The 19,799-nt window shown below is 72.4% G+C and carries 11 protein-coding genes and 1 pseudogene; 6 read left to right on the top strand and 6 right to left on the bottom strand.

Features of this window, described 5'->3' with window-relative positions:
- The first annotated feature begins 47 nt into the window (after positions 1-47).
- Entirely contained in the window at positions 48-1,409 is a 1,362-nt protein-coding gene (locus VHW64_RS17595; protein WP_329651874.1) for a peptidoglycan DD-metalloendopeptidase family protein, read from the top strand.
- Between the two features lie 82 nt (positions 1,410-1,491).
- On the opposite strand, the gene pcrA is transcribed toward VHW64_RS17595, so the two are convergent.
- The 3 genes from pcrA to VHW64_RS17580 all read right to left on the bottom strand — a co-directional run bounded on the left by pcrA (position 1,492) and on the right by VHW64_RS17580 (position 6,076).
- Entirely contained in the window at positions 1,492-3,963 is a 2,472-nt protein-coding gene (gene pcrA, locus VHW64_RS17590; protein ID WP_329651873.1) for a DNA helicase PcrA, read from the bottom strand.
- A 119-nt stretch (positions 3,964-4,082) separates the two neighbouring features.
- Entirely contained in the window at positions 4,083-4,754 is a 672-nt protein-coding gene (locus VHW64_RS17585; RefSeq protein ID WP_329651872.1) for a response regulator transcription factor, read from the bottom strand.
- Positions 4,751-6,076 (bottom strand): PspC domain-containing protein, encoded by a 1,326-nt coding sequence (locus tag VHW64_RS17580; RefSeq protein WP_329651871.1) that lies wholly within the window; start codon positions 6,074-6,076, stop codon positions 4,751-4,753. Before VHW64_RS17580 ends, VHW64_RS17585 begins: the two co-directional genes overlap by 4 nt.
- A gap of 144 nt (positions 6,077-6,220) precedes the next feature.
- Here VHW64_RS17580 and VHW64_RS17575 point away from each other — a divergent pair, with 144 nt between their 5' ends.
- The gene (locus tag VHW64_RS17575) at positions 6,221-7,477 is read left to right on the top strand and encodes a PspC domain-containing protein (RefSeq protein WP_329651870.1); all 1,257 of its coding nucleotides are present in this window, start codon (positions 6,221-6,223) and stop codon (positions 7,475-7,477) included.
- The gene (locus tag VHW64_RS17570; protein ID WP_329651869.1) at positions 7,474-7,770 is read left to right on the top strand and encodes a hypothetical protein; all 297 of its coding nucleotides are present in this window, start codon (positions 7,474-7,476) and stop codon (positions 7,768-7,770) included. The genes VHW64_RS17575 and VHW64_RS17570 overlap by 4 nt, the downstream gene beginning before the upstream one ends.
- A 40-nt stretch (positions 7,771-7,810) precedes the next feature.
- Here the strand turns inward: VHW64_RS17570 and VHW64_RS17565 are convergent, their stop codons facing one another.
- Complete coding sequence (locus VHW64_RS17565; RefSeq protein WP_329651868.1) at positions 7,811-8,821, bottom strand: YihY/virulence factor BrkB family protein; 1,011 nt, start codon at positions 8,819-8,821, stop codon at positions 7,811-7,813.
- 37 nt (positions 8,822-8,858) lie between these two features.
- On the opposite strand from VHW64_RS17565, the gene VHW64_RS17560 reads away from it, so the two are divergent.
- Together VHW64_RS17560 and VHW64_RS17555 are read left to right on the top strand one after the other, a co-directional pair.
- On the top strand, positions 8,859-9,398 hold the full coding sequence (locus VHW64_RS17560) for a YbaK/EbsC family protein (protein ID WP_329651867.1): 540 nt from the start codon (positions 8,859-8,861) through the stop codon (positions 9,396-9,398).
- 49 nt (positions 9,399-9,447) lie between these two features.
- Positions 9,448-10,482 (top strand): LLM class F420-dependent oxidoreductase, encoded by a 1,035-nt coding sequence (locus tag VHW64_RS17555; protein WP_329651866.1) that lies wholly within the window; start codon positions 9,448-9,450, stop codon positions 10,480-10,482.
- Between the two features lie 21 nt (positions 10,483-10,503).
- On the opposite strand, the gene VHW64_RS17550 is transcribed toward VHW64_RS17555, so the two are convergent.
- Both VHW64_RS17550 and VHW64_RS17545 read right to left on the bottom strand, forming a co-directional pair.
- Positions 10,504-14,928 carry a hypothetical protein gene (locus tag VHW64_RS17550; RefSeq protein WP_329651865.1) on the bottom strand — a complete coding sequence of 1,475 codons (4,425 nt, stop codon included), beginning with the start codon at positions 14,926-14,928 and terminating at the stop codon, positions 10,504-10,506.
- A gap of 223 nt (positions 14,929-15,151) precedes the next feature.
- Positions 15,152-18,802 carry an AAA family ATPase gene (locus tag VHW64_RS17545; RefSeq protein ID WP_329651864.1) on the bottom strand — a complete coding sequence of 1,217 codons (3,651 nt, stop codon included), beginning with the start codon at positions 18,800-18,802 and terminating at the stop codon, positions 15,152-15,154.
- 298 nt (positions 18,803-19,100) lie between these two features.
- Between VHW64_RS17545 and VHW64_RS17540 the strand changes: the two are divergent.
- Positions 19,101-19,799: pseudogene (locus tag VHW64_RS17540) on the top strand (hypothetical protein); the annotation flags it as partial.

Here is a 19,799-nt window from a genome sequence, read left to right as displayed (position 1 = left end):
CGTGGCTTCGCCTGCCCCCGACCCCGACTTCCTCCGGAGACTCATCCATGGGTGACCACCGCGCCGGCTCCACCGGCACGACGGCCACCTCATCGACCGCATCCAGCACCGGCTCCGGTGTCGCCGGAAAGCGCGCCGCACGGCACGCGGTCGAGCCGCGGACGTCGCAGCCGTACGCCGGGCGCCGGGTCGCCAGACCCGAGCCGGCCGGTCGGCGGATCGCGCCTTTGCCCCCCGTCACCGCGGACGACCTCGAGGACGTCGCTGCGCACTTCCTGGCTCCCGGCACAGCGCCGGTCCGGGCGCCGTACGTCGGTCGCCGCGTCGCCCCGTCGCTGATCGTGCCCGCCGAGCGCGTCGAGACCGCCGCGCCAGCCGAGCCCGCCGAGCCCGCCGCGCGCACTCAGCCCGTCGAGCTCCCCCTCTCCGAGCCACCCGTCACCGAGCCCCGGGCCGCGGCCCCGGCGCGGGTCCCGTGGTTCGAGCTGGTGGACGTCTCCGCTCAGCCGCTCGAGGTCCCGGTCGAGGTCACCGCCGATCGCCCGGTCCGGACGCCGGCCCGGAAGGCGGTCCGGACGGCAGCCGAGCCAGAGTCCGCGCCGCCCCACGTCGAGCCGCCCACGCCGATCGCCGTCCTACCTCAGACCCGGCCCGGCGTACGCCGGGCAGCCAGCCGGCGCGGGCGGGTGCCGAGCCTGCCGTTGATGGCCGGCGTCGCCGTACTCGCCATCTCGGCCGGCGGCGCGCTCCAGGCCATGCACCCCGCCGCCGCCGACACGGACGCCGACGGCACCATGTCCCCGGCCAGCGCCCTGTCGGGCAGCGGTGCGCTGTCGGCCAGCCTGGTGGGGAACCGCAGCCTCCCGGTCAGCCGCGACTCCGACCGCCAGGTGCTGAGCCTCCAGTCCGCGGCGAACGCCCAGGCCAAGGAGCGCGACCAGTTCCTGTCCTCGCTGCGCGGGAAGGCCCAGGCCCAGTCGGCGAAGATCCGCCTGCACCGTTGGGTGCTGCCGGTCACGCCGGGCGTCTACCACCTGACCGCGAGGTTCGGCGACTACAGCTCGCTGTGGGCCAACTTCCACACGGGCCTCGACTTCGCCGCCCCTACCGGCACCCCGATCATGGCCGTGGCGGGCGGGACGATCACCGAGGTGGGCTACTCCGGTGCCTACGGCAACCGCACGATCGAGAAGCTGCCCGACGGCACCGAGCTGTGGTACTGCCACCAGAACGAGTTCGGCACCCAGGTGGGCGCGACCGTGCAGCCCGGCCAGGTCATCGGCTACGTCGGCTCCACCGGCAACGTCACTGGCCCGCACCTCCACCTGGAGGTGCACCCGCACGGCGGCGACCCGGTCGACCCCTACCCGGTGCTCGTCGCGCACGGGCTCTACCCCGGGCCTCCCTAAGGCCTAGCGCGAGCGGTCGCGCCCGAGGAACGGGGTCGCACGGGCGCGTCGAGACCCGGTGACTCCCGCGCCACCGCAAGCCCTACAGCTTCTCGACCGGCGCGTATCTCAGCAAGAGTCGCTTGACACCGTCGGCACCGAAGTCGATCGAGGCGACCGACTTCTCCGCCACCCCCTCCACGGCCACCACCGTGCCGAGCCCGAACGTGTCGTGGGTGACCCGGTCGCCCGGGGAGAGCGTCGGGACGGCACGGGCGGGCTTGGACTTCGCCGCCACGTCGGCACGGGCCGCCGCGGCCCCGAAGTGCCGCCGCCCGGCCGCCGTCGGCTGCCCCAGCCCGCCACCAGCCGGGGCGCCGAAGCCGGTCGTGCGCGACAGGTCGGGTCGGTTCCAGTGCACCTGGTCGGCCTCGGTACGCCGCCAGTCGACCAGCTCGTCGGGCACCTCGCCGAGGAAGCGGGACGCCGGGTTGTGGGCCGGCGCCCCCCACGCGGATCGCACCAGGGCCCGGGAGAGGTAGAGCCGCTCACGCGCCCGGGTGAGCCCGACGTAGGCGAGCCGGCGCTCCTCCTCCAGCTCGCGGCCGTCGTCGAGGCTGCGTGAGTGGGGGAAGACGCCGTCCTCGAGTCCGGACAGGAAGACTGTGGGGAACTCCAGCCCCTTGGCGGTGTGCAGCGTCATCAGGGTGACCATGCCGACGTCCTCGGAGCCGTCGTGGCCGGGAGCGTCGGGGATCTGGTCGGTGTCGGCGACCAGCGCGACGCGCTCGAGGAAGTCCGACAGCCCGGGCGAGACCACGCCCGCGTCGACGTCAGCCGGGTCTGCCGACGGCCCGGCCTGGGGGTCGTCGGCGAACTCGCGGGCGACCGCGACGAGCTCGGCGAGGTTCTCCAGGCGGGTGCCGTCCTGGGGGTCGTCGGAGGCCTCGAGCTCGTCGAGATATCCCGAGCGTGCCAGCACCGACTCCAACACCACGTCGGCCCGCTCGCCGGCCTCGACCATGGACTGGAGCTCCTCCACCAGCGCCACGAAGCCCTGGATCGCCACCAGCGACCTGGTCACCAGGCCGGGCGCCTCGTCGGCACGGCGCAGCCCCTCCCAGAACGTGGTCCGCTCGCGCTGGGCGAACGAGGTGACGCACTCCAGCGCCCGGTCGCCGATGCCGCGCTTGGGGGTGTTCACGATCCGGCGCAGCGACACCTCGTCGTCGGGGTTGACCAGCATCCGCAGGTAGGCCAGCGCGTCGCGCACCTCGCGACGCTCGTAGAAGCGGACGCCGCCGACCACGCGGTAGGGCATGCCGTGCCGGATGAACACCTCCTCGAAGACGCGCGACTGGGCGTTGGTGCGGTAGAAGACGGCCACGTCGCCCGGCCGCGAGCCGGCGTCGGTGAGGGTGTCGATCTCACCGGAGACGAACCTCGCCTCGTCGCGCTCGTCGTCGGCGACGTAGCCCACGATCGCCGACCCCGGACCGGCGTCGGACCAGAGGCTCTTGGGCTTGCGACCGCGGTTGTGCCCGATCACGGCGTTCGCGGCGTTGAGGATGGTCTGCGTGGAGCGGTAGTTCTGCTCCAGCAGGATGGAGGTCGCGTTGGGGAAGTCCTGCTCGAAGTCGAGGATGTTGCGGATGTTCGCGCCGCGGAACGCGTAGATCGACTGGTCCGCGTCGCCGACGACCATCAGCTCCGCCGGCGGCACGCGCTCGGTCCCGGTCGTCTCGACCGGCTCGACCGACGAGATCGGATCCTCCAGCGGGTCGGCGCACAGCTGGTGGATCAACGCGTACTGCGCGTGGTTGGTGTCCTGGTACTCGTCGACGAGGACGTGCCGGAAGCGCCGACGGTAGGTCTCGCGCACCTCGGGGAACGTCGCGAAGACGTCGACGGTGAAGGTGAGGATGTCGTCGAAGTCGAGAGCGTTGGCCTCGCGCAGGCGTTGCTGGTAGCGCGTGTACGCCGCGGCGTAGGCCTCCTCGAACTTGTTGTGGGTGTCGGCCGCGACCTCCGCGGGGCCGCGCAGCTCGTTCTTGTGGGCGGAGACCCAGTGCAGCGCGGCACCGGGCTGGTAGCGACGGGGGTCGAGGTCGAGGTCACCCACGACCATCGTCATCAGCCGCTTGGAGTCGGCCGCGTCGTAGATCGTGAAGCTCGACCTGAACCCGAGCTTGTCGATCTCCTTGCGCAGGATCCGCACGCACGCCGAGTGGAACGTCGAGACCCACATCAGCCGCGCCCGCGGACCGACCAGCGCCTCGACCCGCTCCTTCATCTCGGCGGCCGCCTTGTTGGTGAAGGTGATGGCCAGGATCGACCCCGGGTGCGCCTTGCGCTGCGAGACGGTCCAGGCGATGCGTCGGGTCAGCACGCGCGTCTTGCCCGAGCCGGCACCTGCCACGACGAGCAGGGGCGAGCCCTCGTGGACGACCGCGGCGCGCTGCGGCTCGTTGAGGCCCGCCAGGAGCTCCTCGGCGGTCAGGCCCTTCGGCTTCTTCGAGGTCTCGGCATCGGTCTCGGGGAGGCCAAGGCCCAGGATCGGAAGGGTGTCGCTCATCTCCGGGCCAGCCTACGGCCCACCGCCCCCAGGGCCGAGCGCCGTCGAGCCCACCCTCCGTCGGGGGAGCCTGTCGAGACCGCGGTCACGCCCCAGGAACCGGCACCGGGTCTCGCGGGTCACAGGAGGCGGCGGTCCGAGGCCCAGCGGGTCAGCTCGTGGCGTGAGGAGAGCTGGAGCTTGCGCAGGACGCTGGACATGTGGGTCTCGACGGTCTTGATGGAGATGAACAGCTCGCGGGCCACCTCCTTGTAGGCATAGCCGCGCGCGATCAGGCGCATCACCTCGCGCTCGCGCTCGGTGAGGCGGTCGAGGTCCTCGTCGACCGCGGAGATCTCGATCGTGCCGGCGAACGCGTCGAGCACGAACCCCGCCAGCCGCGGCGAGAAGACCGCGTCCCCCTCTGCCACTCGCCGGATCGCGTCGATCAGCTCCGGGCCGGTGATGGTCTTGGTGACGTAGCCCCGGGCGCCGGCGCGGATCGTGCCGATCACGTCCTCGGCGGCATCGGAGACCGACAGCGCCAGGAAGCGCGGTGCCTGCGGCGAGGACATCAGCGGCGCCATCGTCGAGCCCAGCCGGCGCATCACCTCGGCGCCACCTCCCCCGGGCAGGTGGACGTCGAGGAGTACGACGCCGGGCCGGTGCTCGGCCACGGCTGCCACCGCCGTGTCGACGTCGGCGGCCTCGGCCACCACGTCGACCGAGGTGCCGAGCTCGGCGCGCACGCCGGCACGGAACATCGCGTGGTCGTCGACGATGAGGACCCGGACGCTGCTGGGCTGGCTCACGTGCTGCTCTCCTGTCGGCTGTCGGGTCGGGTGTCGGGGCGGCTGCCGCGATGGGCGCCTCGGGGCAGCGTGAGCCGCACCTCGGTCCCGGTCTTCGGCGTGGAGCGGATCTCGGCGGTCCCCCCGTGCCGCGACATCCGGTCCAGGATGCTGTTGCGCACGCCGTGCCGGTCCGCGGGCACTGCTTGGGGGTCGAACCCGGCCCCGCGGTCGCGCACGAACACCTCGACCGCCGTCGGCGACACCTCGGCGTAGATGTCGACCGCCGGGGTGCCGGCGTGCTTGGCGGCGTTGGTGGTGGCCTCGCGCGTGGCGGCCACGACCGGCGCCGTCGTGTCGTCGATGCCGACGTCTCCCACGGTGACCAGCTCGACGTCGACGCCGTAGGTGTCCTCGATCTCGCGCACCAGCTCGCGCAGGGCACCGGCCAGGGTGCCGCCGCCGGGTGTCGTGTCGAACAGCCACGACCGCAGGTCGCGCTCCTGCGAGCGCGCCAGCCGGGCGACGGTCGGCGCGTCTGCGGCGTTCTTCTGGATCAGGGCCAGGGTCTGGAGCACGGAGTCGTGGAGGTGGGCGGCGAGGTCGGCCCGCTCCTGGGTGCGGACCCGCTCGGCACGCTCGGCGCTCAGGTCGTTGGTGAGCCGCCACACCCACGGTCCGAGCACGATCGCCAGCCCGATCCCGCCGAGCGCGGCCGAGAGGAGCACGTCGGTGACCTGTTGCACGTGCCCGTGCCGCACGGCGAACAGCGCCATCGCGGAGACCACCAGGACGAACCCCGCGCCCACCCGCAGGTACGCCGCCCAGCCGCCGTCGCCGAAGACCGCGCGGACCGGGTTGAGCCGCTCCGACTGGTCCAGCCACCTCGACCGCTGCGCCTCGTCGGCCTGACGCCACAGCAGCCCGAAGCCGAGCACCGCCAGGACGACGGCCCAGAGCAGGACGCCACTGCCGCCGAAGAGCGCCTCGGCCGTGAACACCAGCCCCAGACCCAGCGCGACCAAGGCGACCGCCGGGCCGGAGTCGGCGAGGCGGCGGATCCGCCCGGGACGCCGGCCCTGACGGCTCGCGCTCTCCAGGCCCGGCGCCTCGCGGTCGAAGGGCTGGGCCGGCAGGACCAGCCAGAGTCCGGCGTAGAACAGCACCCCGCTGCCACCGAGCACGGCGAGCACGAGGAAGGCCGCGCGCACCCACACGACGGGCAGGCCGAGATGACGCGCGAGCCCTGCCGCGACGCCGCCGATGATCGGCTGGCCGGTGTCGCGGTAGGCCTTGCGCACCGACGGACCGGGCGTCTCGGAGGCAGGGGCTGTGGCGGTCATGACATCTTCATCGTCGCAGGTCGGCGACGCCCGGACCACGAGGACGACCCCCGGCCCTACCCTGAGCCGCACCCGGGGGCGCACGGGCGGGATCAGGGGTTCCCCCGATGGTCCGCGGGCGCCGCGTGCCGCATCGTTGGTGCCATGTCCACGACGCCACCCGACGCCTCCACACCGCCCGGGCCACCGGACTCCGGCCCTCGTGTGGGCTGGGACGACACCCGCGACCTCGGCCGGATCCGGCGCAGCCGCACGGACCGCAAGATCGCGGGAGTCGCCGGCGGGCTCGGTCGTCACCTCGACATCGACCCGATCATCGTGCGGGTGGCGTTCGTGGTCCTCACCTTCTTCGGCGGTGTCGGCCTCCTGCTGTACGTCGCCCTGTGGCTGCTCCTGCCGGAGGACGGCAGCGACTGGGCCACGATCAAGCTGGACCGGCGCAGCCGCACTGTGGCCCTGATCGTGATCGGCGCCTTCGCGCTGGTCCTCCTGATGTCGCACGGCTGGTGGGGCACCCCCGGGCCGCTGTTCTTCCTGGCCGCGATCGTCGGAGCCGTCGTGGTCGCGCTCCAGCTCACCCGTCGCGACCGGCCGCAGGCTCCGCACGACCCGCAGGCCCCGCCGGCGTCGAGCTGGGCGCCGGTCGCCCCGGACGCCGCGGCCGAGGCCGATGCCGTGCCGCAGACCGAGGTCGCGCCCGCGACGTACGCCGCGGCGCAGACGGATGCCGCGCCCCCGTCCTACGTCGTGCCCGAGCAGCCCCGGCCGGTCAACCCGCGCAAGCGCGGCCCGATCCTGTTCTGGTACGCGCTGGCCGTGCTGGTCGTGGCCCTGGGGACCCTCGGCATCGCCAACCTCGCCGGGGGCGACGTCGCGCCCTCGGCCTACCCGGCGACGGCAGTCGCGGTCAGCGCGGTGTTCCTGCTGGTCGGCTCGTTCTACGGCCGGGCCGGCGGGATGATCCTGGTCGGCCTCGTCGCCACGGCGGTCACGGTCGGGACCACGATCGCGGACCGCTGGGACCCCCACCGCACCACGGTGGTGCCCGCGAGCTCCGCCCAGGTCCGGAGCAGCTACTCGATGGACGTCGGCGAGCTCGTGCTCGACCTCTCGTCGGTCACCGACCCCGCGTCCCTCGACGGCCGGGTGATCACGGTCACCGGCAACGTCGGCCACCTCGACATCCGGGTGCCGGCCGACGTCACGGTCGTGGCGGACACCCACGTGACCGGCGTCGGCGGGATGAACGTCTTCGACCGGGACGGCGGAGGCATCGACACCGAGGTCGACAGCACCTACGACGCCGGGCCGCACGCCCCTCGCCTGAGGATCGACGCCGATCTCCACGTCGGAGGCATCGACGTGCACGCCGAGTCCAACGACCGAAGGAGCCTGCCGTGACCGACGAGACCACCGAGGCCTTCCCCGAGCCTCACCAGCAGGCCGGGCAGGCCGCGACACCCGCTCACGAGCCGCACGCCGAACCCGAGCGCAGCTGGGCCGCCGGCGTCCACCAGGTCAACGTGCTGCACCTGGTGTTCGGGGTGGCGTTCCTGGGCCTGGTCCTGAACTGGGCCCTGGTCGAGTCCGGAGCGGTCGGCGGGCACGGGCTCCGCTGGCTGCTGCCGATCCCGTGGGTCGCCGCCGGCGCCGCGGGGCTGATCGCGGCGACCCCGCGGCTGCGCGGCCGCTGACCCCCCGGCCGCGCAGGCCAGGTCCAGGTCCAGGTCCAGGTCACAGCCTCTCGTCGGGCAGCCGGATCTCGCCGGTGTCGGGATCGGTGAACGTCACGTCGATGGAGCCGATCGACTTGTGCTGCTGGGAGCGTGCGTAGCCGGCGTAGGCGCGGAGGTCGGCGTCGGTCAGGTCGTGGTTGTCGGTGAACAGGCTGGCCAGCGAGCGCGGCCAGAGGCGCCGCGCCAGGACGACGTTCACCTCGATGCCCAGCACGCCCATGACCGCGGCGACGTAGATGATCCCGACCAGGCCGAGCACGAGGGCGAAGGTGCTGTTCATGCCGCTGGTCTCCTTGATCACGTGGTCGACGTAGAGCGTGCCGCCGTACTGGAGCGCCGCCCACATGACCGCCGTGGCGAAGGCGCCCGGGGCGGCGCGCGCCAGGGTGGTCCGCCGCGCGGTCGTGGTGAACCGGAAGATCAGCGTCAGCACGCTGCCCAGCACGAGCACGCTGGCCAGCCGCACCAGCCAGCCCAGGCTGTCGCTGGCCTTGGTCCCGAAGGCGGACGTGTCGGTGCCGAGCGTCGACAGCGTCGTGATCACGATGATCGCGGCTCCGGTCGCGCCCAGCACCAGCAGGCTGCGCAGGCGCAGCGTGATCGGGTTGGGCCGGCGGTTGCGCGGCACCGACCAGGCCACGTTGTTGGCGTTCTGGAGCGACTGGCCCAGACCCAGGGAGCCGTAGAGAGCGGCCAGGCTGCCCACGACCACGCCGGCCACCGAGCCCTTGAGGCCTCCTGGGCGGCCCAGCTGGTCGCCGACGATCGGGAAGTTCGCGAGCGCCGAGGTGAGGATCCGCTGTGCCAGGTCGGGGTCGTTCTGGAGGAAGAAGCCGAGGATCGAGCTGCCGAGGAGCAGCAGCGGGAAGATCGCGATGAACGCGTAGTAGGTGATGGTGGCGGCGAGGTAGTTGCCCTGGTCGTCGACGTACTTGTAGAAGATCGCGATCGGCAGGCCGAAGACGGAGTAACGCCGCTGTCCGCGATCCACCGCAGCGACGAGTCCCACGGGTGAACCGTAGCGACGGCATGCCAGAGTTGGCCGCATGCTGCCACGACTGCCGGGGTTGGAGTCCCTGCCCGCGCTCTCCCGCACCGACCTGCTCGCGCCGTCCGTCGTCGAGGCGCTGCGCGGATGGCCCGGCGCCGAGGAGGTCGCGGTGGTCGAGATCGACCCCGACCTCGCCGACACGGCCGCGATGTCACGGGCCTACGGAGTGCCGATGGAGTCGGGGGCGAACTGCGTGGTCGTGATGGGCCGTCGCGACGGCGAGGAGCGGGTCGCCGGCTGCCTGGTCCGCGCCGACACCCGGGCCGATGTGAACAACCTGGTCAAGCGCACCCTGGACGTGCGCAAGTGCTCGTTCCTGTCGATGGAGCGAGCCGTCGAGGAGTCGGGCATGGAGTACGGCGGCATCACGCCGGTGGGCCTGCCGGCGCACTGGCGGCTGCTGGTCGACCGGGCCTGTCTCGACATCGAGGCGGCCGTGGTCGGGTCCGGCGTACGCCGCTCCAAGCTGCTCGTCCCCGGCCGCCTCCTCGGCGAGCTGCCCCGCGCCGAGGTGCTCGCGGGCCTGGGCGGCTGACCGGCCCGCGCCTTGCGACCGTGACAGTGTTTCTGTCACAGTCGGGGGTGTGAGGCTCTCGACCCAGCTGATGTACGCCGGCAACCCCCGCGAGGCGGCCGACCAGGTGCGCGCGCTCGAGGACGCCGGGCTCGACACCGTCTGGGTGGCCGAGGCCTACGGCTTCGACTCCCCGACCCTGATGGGCTATCTCGCCGCGAAGACCGAGCGGGTCGAGATCGGCAGCGCGATCCTCAACGTCTACTCCCGCACCCCCGGCGCCCTGTTGCAGACCGCGGCCGGCCTCGACAACGTCAGCCAGGGCCGCGCGATCATCGGGCTGGGCGCCAGCGGCCCGCAGGTCATCGAGGGCTTCCACGGCGTCGCCTACGACAAGCCGATCGGCCGCACCAAGGAGATCATCGACCTGATCCGCCGCGGCCTGCGCCGCGAGACCCTCGTGCACGACGGCATCTTCACCCTCCCGCTGCCCGAGGGACAGGGCACCGGCCTCGGCAAGCCGCTGAAGCTGATGACCCGACCCGAGCGGCCGAGCATCCCGCTCTACACCGCCGGGCTGGGCCCGAAGAGCGTCGAGGGCGCCGCGGAGTATGCCGACGGCTGGCTGCCGTTCCTGTTCGTCCCGGAGAAGGCGGGCCAGGTCTGGGGTGAGGCCCTCGCCGCCGGGAAGGCCAAGCGCCACAGCGACCTGGCAGCACTGGAGATCTGTGCCGGAGGCATGGTCGCGATCGGCGAGGGCCCCGAGACCAAGGCCCTGCTCGACTTCGCGCGCCCGACCGTGGCGCTGTACGTCGGCGGCATGGGCGCGCGCGGCAAGAACTTCTACAACGACCTCGCCGTCAAGTACGGCTACGAGAAGGAGGCCCGGCAGATCCAGGACCTCTACCTCGCGGGCAACAAGCGCGATGCCGAGGCGCTGGTGCCCACCGAGCTCCTCGAGCTGGGCAACCTCGTCGGGCCCCTGTCGTACGTCAAGGAGCGGATCGCCGCCTTCGCCGAGGCCGGCGTCACCAACCTCCAGGTACTGCCCGCCTCCGAGGACCCCGCGGCCACCATCCGTCAGCTGCGCGAGCTCGTCGACTGACCGGGCTTCCGGTGCGGGGCACTAGCCGGTGACCTGCACGGTGAAGCTGCGGTCGCCGAGGTCGAACGAGCCGTTGACGGGGTCGTTGCCGGTCGGCACGACGTCCGTCGGCCCGGGCAGGATCCGGAAGCTGACGTTGTAGGACTTGCCCTTCACCCAGCCCAGCGTGCTCGCGACCAGGTCGGCATCGAAGGTGTGCTTCTTCTGGGTGTAGGTCACCAGGTCGGTGCGAGCGGTCCAGAGCCCCGTGGTCCCGGCCTGCCGCCATCGGATCTGGACCCGATGCGCCGCCACGAGCGCCTGCGCGGTCTTGTCGGGGATGAGCTGGATCGGCCGGAGCAGAGCCGTCGTCAGGTGGAGCTTGCCCTTGACGCCGACGGTGGTGTTGCCGATCAGCCTGACGGGCGAGGCGAAGGGCACCACGAGGTACTGCGTCGCCATCGCCTCGGTGGCGCTGACCGCGTCGGGGGCGCTCACCTCGACCCCGAAGGTCCCGACCACGAGCCGCGACGTCATCTTCGGCGAGACCGCCACCCCCTGGGCGTTCGTCGTCACCGTGGCGGTCGTCCTCAGGCCCGGGAAGACCGCGCCCGGAGCTGTGGTGGGCAGCGTGAACGTCACCGGGACGCCGGCCACCGGGCCGATGCCGTCGGTCACGGTCGCCTTGACGGTCCCGAGGGTGAGGGCCGGAAGGGCGACCGCCGAGGTCGGACTGAGCGTGATGGTCGCGGTGGCCAGCTCGATCTGCACGGTGTGGGAGTCGGCCGGCTCGCCGTCGTCCCCGATCAGGTCGGCCTGGACGCTCAGCTTGCCCGACGGCAGGCCCTGCCCGGCGGGAAGCTGGAGCACCACGGTGCCGTCGGCCGCGGACGCGTCGGCGTACTGGAAGAGCGGGGTGCCGTTCCTCGAGACCGTGAAGCGCACCGTCCGGCCCTGCACCGGGCCGTCGGCGTTGGTGACGGTGGCCGTGACGCCGAACGGCGAGCCGGCGGACGGCGTCGCCGTCTGGAGCAAGACCGTGGCGGTGTCCGCGTTCGCCGGGAAGACGCGGTAGCCGTCGCCGTCGGAGGTGTCCAGGCCCACCGCACCGACGCCGTTGGCAGCCTGCACGAGGAACCGCATGCCACCCGACGACTGGCCCGAGGGCAGGGCCAGCGTGCCGGTCCAGTGGGTCGAGTCGTTCGGGTCCTGCGACAGGTCGACCGAGCGCCAGTGTCCGAAGCCGGTGTCGGAGCCGGTGCCGGTCCAGGTCACCCAGACCTGCTGGACGCCCGCCGACGGGTCACCGGTGACGGTCGCGGAGAAGGTCACGACTCCGTCGGTCACCGTGCCCGAGACGTTCCCGATGCTGGGAGCCGCCGCGAGCAACGGCTGGTTCTGCCCGAACGACTGGCCGTCGCTGCCGCTGTAGAACAGCCGCACGCCGAGGTTGGAGTAGGCCCGCTGGGTGTCGGTCAACGCCCCGCCGGCATCCGACTCGTACTGCGCCGGGCTGAGGATCAACGACGTGTGCCCGCCACCGCCCAGGGTGTCGAAGTAGTTGGGCGTGAGCAGTCGCTGCGGGAAGAAGGCGTCGGACTCGAAGGTCGTGTTGGGCGTCGAGCCCTCGATCGCAGGAGCCCCGGTCACCGGCAGGATGCCGGTGCTGTCGGTGTAGTCGGCGCTCCGGAAGCCGACTCCGCGGAGCACCTCTCCGGGCGCCGTGACGTCCTCGATCTGCTTGGGGATCGCGGGCGCGCCCGGGAGCACGCTCACGCCGTCCCGACCCGCCAGCCAGGTGCTCTGGGCCGGCAGGCCGGCCTGCGCCGGGTCGGTCGGGTCGACGCCGGAGTCCTTGGTGTGGGTGGTCAGCGGAGTGTCGTAGGACTCGTCGTCGGTCTCGAGGCCGAACGTCGCCCCGGGCGTCGTCGCGCTGACCGGCTGCGGGGCGACCTGCGCGGTCTCGGTGGCGATCGGGCTGCGGGCCGGAGCGTCGAGGCCGGTCATCGGCAGGCCGTACAGCGTGGCCTCGAGCATCGCCTTCTGGTCGATCCCGCTGACGGTGCTCAGCCCCGACAGGTAGTCCTGCTTGGCCTGCACCAGGGCGGTACCGACGGCGACCGAGGAGTCGCCCGGCGTCTCCTCGTGGAGCCGCTTGGCGATGTCGAGGTAGACCCGCTCGCTGTACTCCAGGAAGTCGGAGTCGCCGTACTGGTAGCCGGTGCCGCCGATCAGGACGGCGTGCTGGTCGGCCATCGCCTCGGTCCAGTCGAACGTGTCGGTCTGGTTCAAGACGGCCGCGGAGTCGACGATGTTGTACCCGGAGTGGCAGCCCGCGCTGAGGACGACGGTGTCCTCGAGGGCGTCGGGCGTGAGCTGCCGGTCGTCGAACCCGGTCTTGAAGTCAGCGGCCAGGGTGTCGTTGGCGCTGAAGTGGCCGGCGAGGTAGACCAGGTCGTGGTGGGAGTCGAGCAGCGCGTGGCTCAGCTGGTCGGCGTTCCAGTTGTCGGCCGTGCCGTCGTCCTGGTTCGGGTGGTCGATGAGGGTGTCGTTGGTGCCGGCGGGAAGCGCGCTCCGGAACTCCTGCTCGACACCGTCGGCGGCATCGGCGAGGAAGTCGTAGCCGGTGACCAGCGAGGAGGTCGGCGCCGGCAGCGTGCCGTCGTCGAGGCCGAGGTAGTGCGACACCGTCGACTCGATCTCGCCGGGCGTCTTCACGAGCCGTCCGACCGCGAGATCGGGAACCGGGAGGGTGACTCCCCCGATGGTCACCGACGTCTCCGTGCCGTAGGCGTCCTGGCTCTGCACCTGGTCGTTGAGCAGGCTCGCACCCGACGGCGTGTCGGCCTGGACGGGCGGGGAGAACAGGCTCTCCTCGCCCAGACCGGAGACGTCGGGGTAGCGGAAGAACGGGATGACGTCGTCGCCGCCGGCCAGCACGACGTACTTGCTGGCCGAGCTGCGGGAGCTGTCGACCAGCTGCTTGACCGCACTCGCCACGAGGTTCACGGCGTAGGGGCAGGACGGGTTGGCGTCGACCTGGGCCCACAGCGCCTGGACCCGCGGTGACTGCGCCACGTCGAGTCGGACGCCGTTGGTCGCCGAGGCGAGGCTGTCCAGGGACGAGAGGTAGGTGTCGTAGTCGGTGGAGAACGGCGCGAGGCCGAGCCGGTCGGTGTCGGTGACGATCACGGTCGTCGGGTCGGTCGGGTCGGGAGACTGCGGCGCCTGCTGGGTCGGGTCGGTCGGCGGCGTCAGCGCCAGCGGGAGGCTGCTGTCGTCGGTGAGGCCGCCGCAGTCGGTGCCGTTCGCGTCGGTGACGGTGTCGGCCACGTGGAAGCCGCCGGCGGGCGTGAGCGCGGTGTGGCCCTCGACCCGGACGTAGAAGAAACCCGAGGTGTTGCCGCTCGGCGCCGTGACCGTCTCGGCCTGCGTGCCGGAGTTCGCCGAGACCGCGAGCAGCGTCTGGTTCTGCGCGGCCGAGAACGCGTCGCTGAACCCCGCATCACCCGACAGGCTCGGGTCGTAGGCATCTGGTGCATAGATGCGCGGTGCGTAGACGGACGGCGCGTAGATGCGCGGGGCATACGCCGACGGCGCGTAGATCCGCGGCGCGTACAGGTCGGGGGCGTAGATCCGGGGCGCGAACGCGGGCGTCACGTTGGAGGTGGGGATGGTCGTGGCCGCGGCGGGGTACTGCGGGACCTGCGACGACGACCCGGGCGCGGTCTGCGCCGAGGCGGCCGCGAGCTGGCTCAGGTCTGAGGTGCTGCCGCTGCTCAGCTGGTCGAACGCCGCGCCGATGTCGCCGTACAGCGCCACGTCGTCGTCGGCGGGCAGGTTGCTCAGCTTGACCGTGACCTGCTGACCAGGCACGACCGGGATCTTGTACCAGCGTGCCTCGCCGGCCACGGTGAGGTTCCCGTCGGCCGCCGCGTCCTGGTCGAGCTCGGTGGCACCGGTCCACTGGCGGTTGTCGGTGCCGAGGTTGGCGTCGAGGTAGGGCTTGGTGCTGAGCGTGAACGTGCCGCGCAGGAAGTCGTTGAAGTCGTCGTTGGACCCGCTGAGCCTGAAGCCGTAGGTGTCTCCGGCGTGCACCTGGAACGTCGCCACGCCGCCGTAGAGGAACCCGTTGGACGGGCTCGTGCAGCAGTCCACCGGGCCGTCGTTGACCAACGTGCCGGTGACGGACCCGTTCACGACCGTGTCGAGGCGCGCCGTGACCTCGAACCATGCGTGCAGTCCCTGCCAGGAGTACGGCACCGTGACGGTGCCCGTGCTGGTGGCGGTGGCGGTGAAGGTCCAGGACCCGGAGAAGGTCCCGTCGTCCTCGTAGGTCATCTGGGCAGCGGACGCCGTGCCGTCCGACACCGTGTGCACGGTGCCGTCACCGGCGGCGGTCCACACCGGATCGCCGGGCGCCGCCTCGGCCGGACGCGCCAGCGCGAGCGGGGCACTCAGACCCACGACGGTCGCCAACGCGGCCACGGCTCCGAGGAACCGGCGCCGGACAGAAGTACGAGAAGACGTGCGGAACGTACCGGACATACTGACGAGCCCCCCTGGCCTCACTCTCATGGTCACCGCGATCCCCCCGTCATGGGACCCCGAGAGCGGCTGGCACAGCGTACCTTCCTTCGTCCGGCAGGCACACTGCACGACTGGGCTATTCGCACCTGGGGTACGACGCTCACCGGCCGAGCACCCCACCTGCTCGTTCGACCACGTCGGCGAGCCCGGCCTTGGCGCCATCGGTCTCGGCGTCGTCCAGCACGGTCGCGGCGGTCCGCAGGCGGGCCGGCGCGAGCGCCTCGTCGAGGGCGGCCTCGGTCGGCGGAAAGCGCGGCGCACCGATCTCCTCGCGCAGTCGCCCCGCGGCCGCGAGCAGGTACGCCGCGTCGGCGTCGGCATCGGGTCCGTCGGCGAGGGCCCAGACGGCGATGTCCTCCAGGACGTGAGCGACCGACCAGCGGTCCTCGCGCGCGAGGTAGGCGTCCAGGGCGATGCGGAAGTCGGCGGCGGCCGAGGCCAGGTCGCCGAGGTCGCGGCTGACGTTGGCCAGGTTGTGCCGGCCGACCGCGACGACCCACGGGTCTCCCACCTCCTCGGCCAGTGCCTGCGCCTCTTCGAAGCGCTCGCGGGCCAGAGGCAGGTCGGCGCGCACGGTCGCCAGCATTCCCATGTTGGTCAGGCAGACGCTGACGGCCCGGCGGTCGTCGAGGGCGCGACGCCTCGCGAGGCCTTCCTGTCCGAGCCGCTCCGCCAGGTCGAGGTCGCCCTCGTCCTCGGCGACCAACGCGAGGTTGGTGAGCATCGCCGCCACTCCGCCCTCGTCCCCGAGCTCGTGGCGCAGGGTCAGGCTCTCCTCGTACGCCGCTCGCGCCTGGGCCGGGTGGCCCTGCTGGGACTCCAGGGTGCCGCGCAGGTGAAGCACCTGGCCGCGGCCGGCGTTGTCGCCCATCTGGGCGAACGCCGCCTCCGCGGCGGAAAGCTCCTCCTCGGCCTCGCTGAACCGGCCCTGCTTGCGGTCGAGCTCGGCCCGAGCCACCCGTGAGCTGGCCACCCCGGCGGTGTCTGCGACCTCCTCGGCGCTGGCTCGGGCCCGGGCCACGGCATCCTCGGCGGCGGCCCAGTCGCCGCCGATGGTCAGCGCCTCCGCGAGTCGCAGCAGCACGTCGCCGCGCTGCGCGGGCTCGACCACGGGCAGCAGCTGCTCGAGGTAGCCGATCGCCGTCTCCTGGGCGTACGCCGCTCGGGCGGCGCCCGCGGCCTCCCAGAGGTAGTGCCGCTTCTTGACCACGTCGTCGCTGCGGGCGTAGTGGAAGGCGAGCAGGTCGAGGTGGCGCCGGGGGCCGTCGTCCTGACTCTCGAGAGCGTCGCCGACCCGGCCGTGGAGCACCGAGCGCGTGCTGAAGGGCAGCGAGTCGTAGGCGACGTCGCGGGTCACGACGTGCCCGAAGGCCCAGGCCCGGGCGACGGCGTCCTGAAGCTCGATCAGCCGGGTCGCCGCCGCGGCGGCGAGGTCGGAGTCGACGGCAGCCTCGGCACCGAGGTCGGGATAGACCGCGGCCACGAACGGCGTGTGGAAGTCACGGCCGATGACGCTGGCGACCTTCACCGCCCTCCTCGTCGACTCCTCCTGTGCGTCGATCCGGCTGAGCACGAGGCTGTGCAGGCTCGCCGGCAGCTCGAGATCCTCACTCCGGGCGCCGTCACCGGTGCGTGAGGAGACGTACTCGACCAGCTGCTCGAGATAGAACGGGTTCCCCTCCGCGCGGGCCACCACGGTGTCGACCAGGGTTGGCGCGGGGTCGTGACCGACCAGGGCGCGGTGTCGCTGGGCGACCAGGGTCCGGGCCGACGCGGGATCCAGGGCACCGAGGACCAGGTCGGTGACGTGGCGTCCGGGCCGGATCGGCAGGCCCGCCACGGCAGATCCGTCGGGCCGGCTGAGGACCACCAGCAGGACCGGGATCCTCGGCACGGCCCGGCCGAGCACCTCCAGCAGGTCGCGGGAGAGCTGGTCGAGCCACTGGGCCTCCTCGAGGACCACGACCAACCGACCGCGCGCGGCCAGGGCCGTGAGCATCCGGGACAGCAGGTCCTCCAGGGATGCCTTGCGCAGCTCGCCGTCGAAGGCCGCGGTCAGGTCGCTGTCGGGCAGGGCCAGCCCGAGCACCGGACCCAGCAGCGGCGCGCGCGCGACCAGCAGCGGGTCGAGCGCCGCGACCGCCGCGAGGGCGTCGTGGGGTGTCGTGCCGTCGTCGAGCCCGAGCAGGCCGGTCCACACGTCACGCCACCCGGCGTAGGCCGACTGGCGGGCCAGTGCCGCCTCTCCGGTCACGACCGGCACGCCGTCGTCCGCCAGCCGCGCGGTGAGCTCACCGACCAGCCGGGTCTTGCCCGTGCCGGCCTCGGCCTGGACCACCACGACCTGGCCGGAGCCGGCTCCGGCCAGGTCGGCCAGCTCCTCGAGCCGCGCCAGCTCCGTCTCGCGGCCCACCAGCGCGTGTGCCGACCGCCTCGCGCCGTGGTCGGGTCGGGCCTGCCGCCCGACGAGGCGGCGCACGGAGACGGGGTCGCTGCGCCCCTTGACCCGGGTGTCGGGGAGGTCGGACCAGGCGAAGCGCTCTCCGGTCTGGAGGGCTGCGTCGCCGTGCACCCAGATCTCCCCGCTCCCCGCACGGCTCATCAGCCGGGCCGCGAGGTTGACCGGGTCGCCGAGGCAGCAAAAGGTACGACGCTCGGCGTGGCCGTAGGTGCCGCTTCGCAGGCGGCCCGTGGCGACCCCGACCGCGATGTCGGTGACCGCGACCTCGGCGGGCAGCGCGAGGAGACCGAGGGCGGCCTCGCACGCCCGCGAGGCGTCGTCCTCGTGGGCGACCGGAGCACCGAACACGCCGTACAGGTAGGCGCCCTTGTCACCGATCGTCAGCTGGAGCACCGATCCGCCGTGCTCGTCGAGGACCAGCTGCGCGCGGGTCACGAAGTCGTCGAGGATCCGCGGTGCCTCGGGGTCGCCGTCGAAGTCGAGCCCCCCGAAGCGCACGAACACCGGGACCCCGGGACGCAGGTCGGCCAGGAACTCGCCGCGCCCCGCGACCATCCGCTCCCACACGGCGGGCAGCAGCCACTCCCGGGCGGTCTCGTCGGGCAGCCGCGGCCATTCCTCGGCAACGTCCGGCTCGGCCGTCCCGCCCGGCAACGAGTCGACGACCCCGACGGGACCCGCCTCACCGGATCGCTCCTCCCGCAGGGTGACGCGCTCGCCCAGCGACGCCATCGCGCCGGCGTCCAGCACGACCTCACCGGAGGTGGCCTGCTGCTCGGCGGCTGCCAGGCTGTCCATGAGCTGACCCGCGAGCACGTCGATCAGCTGGACACGAGGGTCGCCGACCACGAACCGGTGCACTCCCCCGACGGCCACCGCGACCTTCAGCCCCAACACGACCGGCGCGCCGTCCGGTGTCGGCACGACGCCGACCCGGGACATCTCGTCCTGGAGCTCCAGCGCGCAGGCCGTCGCCCGCGTGCCGTCGTCGCCCTCGATCCAGGCCGTGACGGCATCGCCGCTGAAGTAGACGACGCTGGCCCGCCAGGTGTGCAGGGACTCGATCAGCCGCGCGAAGACCCGGTCGAGGGTCGCGGTCACCTCTTCGGCCCCGCGGCGTCCGCCATGGGCGGCGGCCAGGGCCTCGGCGAGCGGGGTGTAGCCGGCGATGTCGACGAAGATCGCGGCCCCGTCGGAGCGTCGCGGGAGGGCGCGGCCGTGCGCCAGCGCCCTGCGCCGGTCCTCCGGGATGTAGGCCTGGGGGTTCTCCCCGGGCAGCAACGTCCGCATCAGGCTCTCCCACCCTCGCACGTCGAGGCCCAGTCTGCCGCACGTCGGGAGGAGCGGCGGTTGTCAGCACACAGAATGATTTTCCATTGACGCCCTATTGACAATTGCCTGTCGATTAACAAGCGATGGACGTTAACGGTTCATCAGATATGGGGTTTTTGCTGTCTCACGCCTCGGCCTAGCCTGTGCCATCTCGACGCGGGGACGTCGGGCCATACATGATGCCGCCTCGATGCGGCGGTGGGGGTATCACATGAGACGCGCAAGCCTTCGCCGAGTCCGGACCTCCTTGGCGGCCGTGGCCTCCGTCGCCCTCCTTCCAGCGGTCGCCGTGGCGACCGCCGCAGGGCCCGCGCAGGCGGGGGTCAACGACCAGGCCGTCAGCGGCGTCGCATCGCCGATCTGGCAGCCCAACGGCGTCGTCGACGCTGTCGCAGCGGGCAACGGCCTGATCTACGCGGGCGGCAACTTCACCTCGGTGAAGCCGCCCACCGGCGGGTCGGGCTCCGCGACCGCGCGCACCTACCTGGCCGCGATGAGCGGCTCGACCGGCAACCTGGCGACGTCGTTCAACGTGACCCTGAACGGCCGGATCTACGCCCTCGACCTGTCGCCCGACAAGAGCATCCTCTACATCGGTGGCGCCTTCACGACCGTCAACGGAACCGCGCGCAACCACATTGCGGCGGTCAACGCCACCACAGGGGCGCTTGTGACGGCGTTCAACTCCGGCGCCAACCGTGCGGTCCGGGCGATCGACTCGACGAGCTCCACGGTCTACATCGGCGGCGACTTCACCACGGTCAAGAACAAGACCCAGGCCTACATGGCCTCGGTGACCGCGGCGACCGGCGCGCTGAACACGGCGTTCGCGCCGACGTTCCTCCAGCGGCCGGCGCAGACCTGTCCGACGAACCCGCCCCCGGGCTGCACCACCACGACGTACACGCCCAACGTGCTCGCGATCAAGGTCTCCCCCGACGGCAGCCGGGTGCTG

The sequence above is a fragment of the Nocardioides sp. genome (assembly GCF_036267815.1).
Taxonomy (GTDB): Bacteria; Actinomycetota; Actinomycetes; order Propionibacteriales; family Nocardioidaceae; genus Nocardioides.
The sequence above is the reverse complement of the archived record's forward strand: the minus strand, read 5'-3'. Positions and strand labels throughout refer to the sequence as shown.

Bases quoted from the DNA above. Each gene is read 5' to 3' on its own strand.
- VHW64_RS17575 (WP_329651870.1), top strand. From the start codon at position 6,221: ATGTCCACGACGCCACCCGACGCCTCCACACCGCCCGGGCCACCGGAC.
- VHW64_RS17560 (WP_329651867.1), top strand. From the start codon at position 8,859: ATGCTGCCACGACTGCCGGGGTTGGAGTCCCTGCCCGCGCTCTCCCGC.
- VHW64_RS17595 (WP_329651874.1), top strand. From the start codon at position 48: ATGGGTGACCACCGCGCCGGCTCCACCGGCACGACGGCCACCTCATCG.
- VHW64_RS17580 (WP_329651871.1), bottom strand. From the start codon at position 6,076: ATGACCGCCACAGCCCCTGCCTCCGAGACGCCCGGTCCGTCGGTGCGC.
- VHW64_RS17545 (WP_329651864.1), bottom strand. From the start codon at position 18,802: ATGCGGACGTTGCTGCCCGGGGAGAACCCCCAGGCCTACATCCCGGAG.
- pcrA (WP_329651873.1), bottom strand. From the start codon at position 3,963: ATGAGCGACACCCTTCCGATCCTGGGCCTTGGCCTCCCCGAGACCGAT.